Origin of the sequence: Geobacillus sp. LYN3, assembly GCF_003064505.1 — a bacterium.
Lineage (GTDB): Bacteria > Bacillota > Bacilli > Bacillales > Anoxybacillaceae > Parageobacillus_B > Parageobacillus_B toebii.
This window is the reverse complement of sequence record NZ_QCWL01000001.1, coordinates 1,059,001-1,065,235: the sequence shown is the minus strand read 5'-3', so window position 1 is coordinate 1,065,235 and position 6,235 is coordinate 1,059,001. Positions and strand designations below refer to the sequence as shown.

Here is a 6,235-nt window from a genome sequence, read left to right as displayed (position 1 = left end):
TTTTTTTTTATGATTAGTTTCATATTTTTCTGTCTTTTCATAAATACTCTTTTTTCATTAACAAAAGCGAAAATGTATCCACCAAAAATAGTATTAAAACAGCGTGCTTTCGGTTATATTGGAATAGCATTTTTTTGCTTTGTCACTGCTTGGCTACTCCGATATGTATAGCGTGATAGCAAAAAACCCGACCAAGATGATGATCGGGTTTTTTGCGATTGTTACGCATGCGCTGTAATGTTCATCCGCTTAAAAATGGACGAGGCAATTGGATAGATAATCACCATCACAATCGTATTAATCACAGCCGCCGGCAATACAACGGTCAGAAATAAAGCAGAAAAAGCTGCCCCGCCTGGCAATCCTACCAACAAAAGCGCAGCGGTTAAAAAGATCGTGCCAGAAATGATCGTGCCGACCGCTGTTAATATTGCGGCAGAAATCACCGTTTGACCATACTTTTTCAAAAGCAACACAAACGCGAAGAATACAAAAGCGGTAATCGTTTTGTCAATGATATTTGGAACTTGTCCCCCCGGGAATCCTGTTGTCATCGCGGAAATAATGCCTGTCACAACTCCAACAAGCCCCACTGCTTTAACATTCGGAAACAACAAAATAGCCAAAAACATCATTGTCAGCATCATGTCCGGCTTCATCCCAAAGAAAATTCCTGGAATGACCGCGTGCAATACCGCACCAATTCCGACTAACAATGCCAATGAAACTAGTACTCTCGTATTCATGCTCATCTCTCCTCATCTATTCTTTCCTAAGCTCCTCTAATAGTGCATTTGCACCTATTACGAGAATCTTTCTATCATTATATCACTTTGCAGTGTGAAAGTGAAGTGGAAATTTTCAGTTAAATTTCCGATAGAAATCATTCATAAATTCCGCTAACGCTTCACACGCTTCAAGCGGCACGGCATTATAAATCGATGCACGGCAGCCTCCAACAGAACGATGGCCGGCTAATCCAACAAATCCTTTCTCTTTTGCCTCCGCCAAAAATTTCTTCGTTAATTCTTCATTTGGCAGCCTAAATGTCACATTCATAAGCGAACGGCTGTCCTTTTCCGCATGTGGGGCATAAAACCCATTGCTTGCATCAATCGCTTCGTATACGACAGCCGCTTTTTCTTTATTGCGTGCTTCGATCGCTTTCACACCGCCTTCTTCCTCGACCCATTCGAGCACAAGAGAAAGCATGTAAATCGCAAACGTTGGCGGCGTATTGTATAATGAATTACTTGAGCTGTACGTGCGGTAATCGAGCATCGTCGGCAAGTTATCCGGAATGCGCTCCAATAAGTCATTGCGGATAATTACCACCGTTACGCCGGACGGCCCAAGATTTTTTTGCGCCCCCGCATAAATTAATGCAAATTGCCCAACATTGATTTCCCTGCTTAAAATATCGCTCGACATATCGGCAATAAGATCAACTGGCAAATCCGGGAATTCATGCCATTGTGTGCCGAAAATCGTATTGTTGGAGGTAATATGTAAATACGCTGCGTTTTCGGAAAGCTGAATGTCTTCCGGATGCGGAATGTACGTATAATTCGCTTCTTTGCTTGATGCGGCGATATGAGTTTTTCCAACCTTCTTTGCCTCTTTCAGCGCTTTTTCCGACCACGATCCTGTTAACACGTAATTAGCGACATGGTCTTTTCCAAGCAAATTCATCGGCACCATCGAAAACTGCAGGCTCGCTCCGCCTTGTAAAAACAAGACGTCATGGGTATCAGGAATGTTCATCAGCCGTTTCAGCCGCTCTTTGGCGCTGTTGTGCACCGCATCGTATTCTTTGCTGCGATGGCTCAGCTCCATCACGGACATCCCTGTATTTTGAAAATTAAGCAATTCCGCTTGCGCCCGCTCTAATACCGGAAGCGGCAACGCTGACGGTCCCGCGTTGAAATTATACGCCCGTTTCATTTTTTCATCCCCCATTTTATTTCTTTAATGAATAAGAGAGTTAATATTATCCTAACACGAATTCCGAAAAAATAAAGGGAATTTTTCAAAAAATAAAGTCCTTGTTGGCTACAAGGACTTCGCTTGCTGGCGCCGCTCCCGCTCCTTTCGGATGCGCTCCATATAAATTTCTCCCTCTTTTTCAATAAATGCTTCATCGATTTCTCTCTCTTTCGCTGCTGTTCTTACTGCCATGTAACCGCTAAAAATAATTCCCGCAACAACTAAATAAATCCACCATGGCATGCTAAGCATTAACATCCCCCTTTTTCTGGCTTGTCTTACTAAACTATACGCACAAAATCAATGATCTATGCATAAAGAAAGAGGCGGAAAATACCGCCTCTTTCGTATTGTGCAATGCTTATTCTTTTTTTTCTTTGCTTGCTGCTTTCAGGGCTTATGAATAATGCAAGAAGCCCACTGCCTTAGCCGTTGGGGAGAAGGCTTTATGATGTCCCCCCTCTTTCTTGCATTAAAACAGAAGAAAAAATTGGTTTATAAAATGAACGATTCTCTAATGCATAAATTCGTTCCGTAAACTCACCCGGCTTTACTTTTTCAAGCGCCCGGTCGATCATATTCATTTTCGCATCCAAATTGTCAATGTAATGAAGAATTTCTGCTTCTTTCACCATTGGCGGCTTCGGACTGCCCCATTCCGCTTTTCCGTGATGGGAAAGCACCATATGTTGCAGCACGACGATTTCTTCGCCGCTGATGCCAAGATGTTCAGCAGCTTTGCTGATTTCGCCTACCATAATCGGAATATGTCCAAGCAGCTTGCCTTCGAGCGTATACGAAGCGGACACTGGGCCAGACAGCTCAATTACCTTGCCAAGGTCATGTAAAATCACGCCAGCGTATAATAAATCTCTATTCAATGACGGATATAAATTCACAAGCGCTTTTGCCAATTCTAACATCGACACGACATGGTACGCCAATCCGGAAATAAATTCATGGTGGTTTTTCGTCGCCGCCGGATAGTCAAAAAATTTCTGTTCGTATTTTTTTAATAAATAGCGCGTAATCCGCTGAATATTTGGATTTTGCATTGCAAATATGTATTCTGTAATTTTTTCCATCATGTCTTCGCGTTTCATTGGGGCCGTCTCGAGAAAATCGGATACACGGACAGCATCCCCTTCGTGAGCGAGACGAATCGAGCGGATTTTCAGCTGCATTTTGCCTCGGTAATTATGAATGTCGCCCAATACTTTAACAATGCTTTCCGGCACGTAGACACTTTCATCTTCCGGAGACACATCCCATAGTTTCGCTTCAATATCTCCAGTTTTGTCTTGCAAAATCAATGTTAAAAACGGTTTCCCGTTACTAGCGATTCCTTTTGTCACCGATTTAATGAGCAAATACACATCGACTTGCTCGCCAACCTCATAATGAACAATTCCTTTCGCCAACCTTTTCCCTCCGTTTCCGTATTTGCGTATAGTTAAGTATACCACATGTGTGCAAAACACAAAAAGAAAACCTTGCCTTAGGCAAGGCCTTACTTTTTCGTCAATTGCACCGCTTTTTTCATATCTTTCAGTGAACCAGATTTTCCGTACATGAGCACTCCGCCGCGATACACCTTCGATCCGAAAAAGGCAAGCAAGCCAATCGTAGCGATTAATAAAACAAGGCTGAGCACCACTTCCCAAAATGGAACAGGCAGTAACCCAACACGCAAAAACATGATCATCGGTGTGAAAAACGGAACGAACGATGTTGCGGTAATAAAGAACGATTCAGGAGAATTTAAGCCAAACATCGCGATCATAAACGCAGCAATGACAACAATCATCACCGGCATAATCATTTGCTGTACGTCTTCCACGCGGCTGACGAGCGAACCAAGCACGGCAAATAATGTCGCATATAAGAAATAACCTAAAAGGAAGAAAATAATCGCATACACAAATGTCGAGACAGGAAGATGATCAAAACCGAGAAATTTCCACAATTCTTGCCCGCTGTTTTTCAGCGCTGTGAAGCCAACCGCAAATAAAATCGCAAACTGTGTTAAACTAAGAAGCGCAACCCCTAGGATTTTCCCGAACAGCTGCTGGATCGGGTGAACGCTTGATACCAAAATTTCCATGACGCGCGACGACTTTTCCGTCGCCACCTCTGTGGAAATCATGCCGCCGTACATGAGAACAAACATGTACATCGCAAACAGCAGCACGTAAACGAGAACGCGCGCCTGATTCAACTCTTCCTCCGTTTTCGCGTTTTTTTCCAATGCCACTTTTTCAAACGGCACCGGTTCATATAGCTGTGCAATCTGCTCTTGTTTAAGACCGAGTTTTGCTGTTGCCAGCGTTGTTTTCAGCTGCTGGAGCGCTTGCTCAAGCTTGCTTGGCGTATCGTTGTCGGCAATCGTGTTCGCGTAATATGCTGCTTTCGGCAGCTGCTTCTCATCGGCGGAAACTACGAGGAGCGCATCCCACTTGCCATTGCGGACGGCCTCCTTTGCCTTTTCTTCCGGACCGGTCACCTTCTTTAACTTGAGATCATCGTGTTTTCCCTGTTTTAGCTGTGCCTCAAGCGGTTCGTAAAACACTCCCGTTGTATCAATGACCGCCACCGTTGTTTTTTCATCCTTTGTAAAAAATTCAATAATATGCTGGATGTTGGCCATCGCAAAGACAAAGAGACTCGTAATAATCGTTGTGATGATAAACGATTTCGCTTTCAGCTTTGTCGTATACGTATGCCAAAGCACAATCCAAAATTTATTCATACGCCGCACCTACTTTTTCAATGAAAATATCGTTTAACGAAGGCTCTTCTAGCGCAAACTTGCGAATAAATCCTTTGTTGGCAATATGGGAAAGAATTTTTTGCGACACGTCTTCATTTTCGATTTGCAAATGCACGCCTTCCGCTGTCCGCTTCATTTTGACAACCCCTGGGAACTCCGCCAGCTCATCAAGCGGCATATCAGCATGAATAATAATGTTCTTTTTGCCAAAAGACCGCTTCACTTCTTTCAATGATCCGTATACGACCGGCCGACCGCGGTGCATAATGCAAAGATGCTCGCATAACTCTTCGACATGCTCCATACGATGGCTCGAAAAGACAATCGTCGTTCCATTGTTTTTTAAATCGATGACCGCTTCTTTTAACAGCTCGACATTGACCGGATCGAGCCCACTAAACGGCTCGTCTAAGATTAATAGCTTCGGCTTATGCAACACGGCGGCGATAAATTGAATTTTTTGCTGATTCCCTTTCGACAGTTCCTCAACCCGCTTGTCCGCGTACTCCGGCACGTTAAACCGTTCAAGCCACGCTTCCATTTCTTTTATAATCGCTGCTTTATCCATGCCGCGCAGCCTGCCTAAATAAATAAGCTGATCTTTTACTTTCAGTTTCGGGTACAGACCGCGCTCTTCCGGCAAATAACCGATGAGATGGCTTTTCGAGTAGTCGATTTTTTCTCCATTCCACGTAATCGTTCCTTCCGTTGGTTCCAGCAAGCCTAAAATCATGCGAAACGTTGTCGTCTTTCCCGCCCCGTTCGCGCCAAGAAATCCGAACAAGTTTCCTTCCGGAATCGTTAACGTGACATCGTTGACCGCAGTCACTGTGCCAAACCGCTTTGTCACATGCGCTAACTGTAACGACATTCTCACTCCCCCAATTTTAGATAAAATTTCCACTAAATCATACACGTTTATCATAGCGAAAAGTTTCATCATTTAGAAGGAATTTTTTTTTAAAATAGCAAAATAATAATATGAATCACCATTCAGCAAAAGGGGGGACTACTATGCCAACATATATATTAACAGCATTCGACAAAAGTGGAGAAAAACTGTTGGACGAAACGTTCGAAGCCGCGAACGATGAAGAAGCAAAAAAAATCGGCGAACAAAAATTGCGCGAACATAACTGCCACGATAAAACGCACCGCTGTGTAACATCAAGCGGAAAGCTGATTTTATTCCACCGTTGACACGAATAAAGCCCGGTTGCCGAAAGCAATCGGGTTTTGAACAGAAAGGACGGGAAAAACAAGGAAAGATATGCATAAAACGCAGCAGGCGGAACAGCTTCACCATGATGAGGACAAAGTCTTTGCACCTACCGAAGACTTACAAAGGATCGAAGGAGGCGTATGGAATCAAAAGAGCTTTCGCCCGGATTCACGAGAACATCCGCTGGAAGCCCACTGCTTTAGCTGTGGGAGGAAGGCGGGGTTTATATTTTCAGTATATATTGAATTTTTCGTTCA

General features: G+C 43.6%; 8 protein-coding genes and 1 pseudogene. 3 read left to right on the top strand and 6 right to left on the bottom strand.

Annotated features, from left to right (window positions below):
* Positions 1-9: 9 nt before the first annotated feature.
* Positions 10-171 (top strand): membrane protein YhzF, encoded by a 162-nt coding sequence (gene yhzF / locus DCC82_RS18830; RefSeq protein WP_483299662.1) that lies wholly within the window; start codon positions 10-12, stop codon positions 169-171.
* 50 nt (positions 172-221) lie between these two features.
* On the opposite strand, the gene DCC82_RS05590 is transcribed toward yhzF, so the two are convergent.
* The 6 genes from DCC82_RS05590 to DCC82_RS05565 all read right to left on the bottom strand — a co-directional run bounded on the left by DCC82_RS05590 (position 222) and on the right by DCC82_RS05565 (position 5,627).
* On the bottom strand, positions 222-746 hold the full coding sequence (locus DCC82_RS05590) for a tryptophan transporter (protein ID WP_012749334.1): 525 nt from the start codon (positions 744-746) through the stop codon (positions 222-224).
* Between the two features lie 115 nt (positions 747-861).
* Positions 862-1,944 carry a 3-phosphoserine/phosphohydroxythreonine transaminase gene (gene serC, locus DCC82_RS05585; protein WP_012749333.1) on the bottom strand — a complete coding sequence of 361 codons (1,083 nt, stop codon included), beginning with the start codon at positions 1,942-1,944 and terminating at the stop codon, positions 862-864.
* Positions 1,945-2,052: 108 nt separating this feature from the next.
* A complete protein-coding gene (locus DCC82_RS05580; RefSeq protein WP_012749332.1) occupies positions 2,053-2,238 on the bottom strand; it encodes a sporulation YhaL family protein in 186 nt (61 codons plus the stop codon).
* Positions 2,239-2,432: 194 nt separating this feature from the next.
* Positions 2,433-3,407, bottom strand: a complete 975-nt coding sequence (yhaM, locus tag DCC82_RS05575) for a 3'-5' exoribonuclease YhaM (RefSeq protein WP_012749331.1) — start codon at positions 3,405-3,407, stop codon at positions 2,433-2,435.
* A gap of 89 nt (positions 3,408-3,496) precedes the next feature.
* Positions 3,497-4,735, bottom strand: a complete 1,239-nt coding sequence (locus DCC82_RS05570; RefSeq protein ID WP_108430276.1) for an ABC transporter permease — start codon at positions 4,733-4,735, stop codon at positions 3,497-3,499.
* Positions 4,728-5,627 carry an ABC transporter ATP-binding protein gene (locus tag DCC82_RS05565; protein WP_012749329.1) on the bottom strand — a complete coding sequence of 300 codons (900 nt, stop codon included), beginning with the start codon at positions 5,625-5,627 and terminating at the stop codon, positions 4,728-4,730. Before DCC82_RS05565 ends, DCC82_RS05570 begins: the two co-directional genes overlap by 8 nt.
* 143 nt (positions 5,628-5,770) lie before the next feature.
* On the opposite strand from DCC82_RS05565, the gene DCC82_RS05560 reads away from it, so the two are divergent.
* Complete coding sequence (locus DCC82_RS05560) at positions 5,771-5,956, top strand: YhzD family protein (RefSeq protein WP_012749328.1); 186 nt, start codon at positions 5,771-5,773, stop codon at positions 5,954-5,956.
* Positions 5,957-6,026: 70 nt separating this feature from the next.
* A pseudogene (locus tag DCC82_RS17985) lies at positions 6,027-6,235 on the top strand (hypothetical protein); the annotation flags it as partial.

Coding starts and splice junctions, on each gene's coding strand:
- DCC82_RS05570 (WP_108430276.1), bottom strand. CDS start 4,735: ATGAATAAATTTTGGATTGTGCTTTGGCATACGTATACGACAAAGCTG.
- serC (WP_012749333.1), bottom strand. CDS start 1,944: ATGAAACGGGCGTATAATTTCAACGCGGGACCGTCAGCGTTGCCGCTT.
- DCC82_RS05580 (WP_012749332.1), bottom strand. CDS start 2,238: ATGCTTAGCATGCCATGGTGGATTTATTTAGTTGTTGCGGGAATTATT.
- DCC82_RS05565 (WP_012749329.1), bottom strand. CDS start 5,627: ATGTCGTTACAGTTAGCGCATGTGACAAAGCGGTTTGGCACAGTGACT.
- yhzF (WP_483299662.1), top strand. CDS start 10: ATGATTAGTTTCATATTTTTCTGTCTTTTCATAAATACTCTTTTTTCA.
- DCC82_RS05590 (WP_012749334.1), bottom strand. CDS start 746: ATGAATACGAGAGTACTAGTTTCATTGGCATTGTTAGTCGGAATTGGT.
- DCC82_RS05560 (WP_012749328.1), top strand. CDS start 5,771: ATGCCAACATATATATTAACAGCATTCGACAAAAGTGGAGAAAAACTG.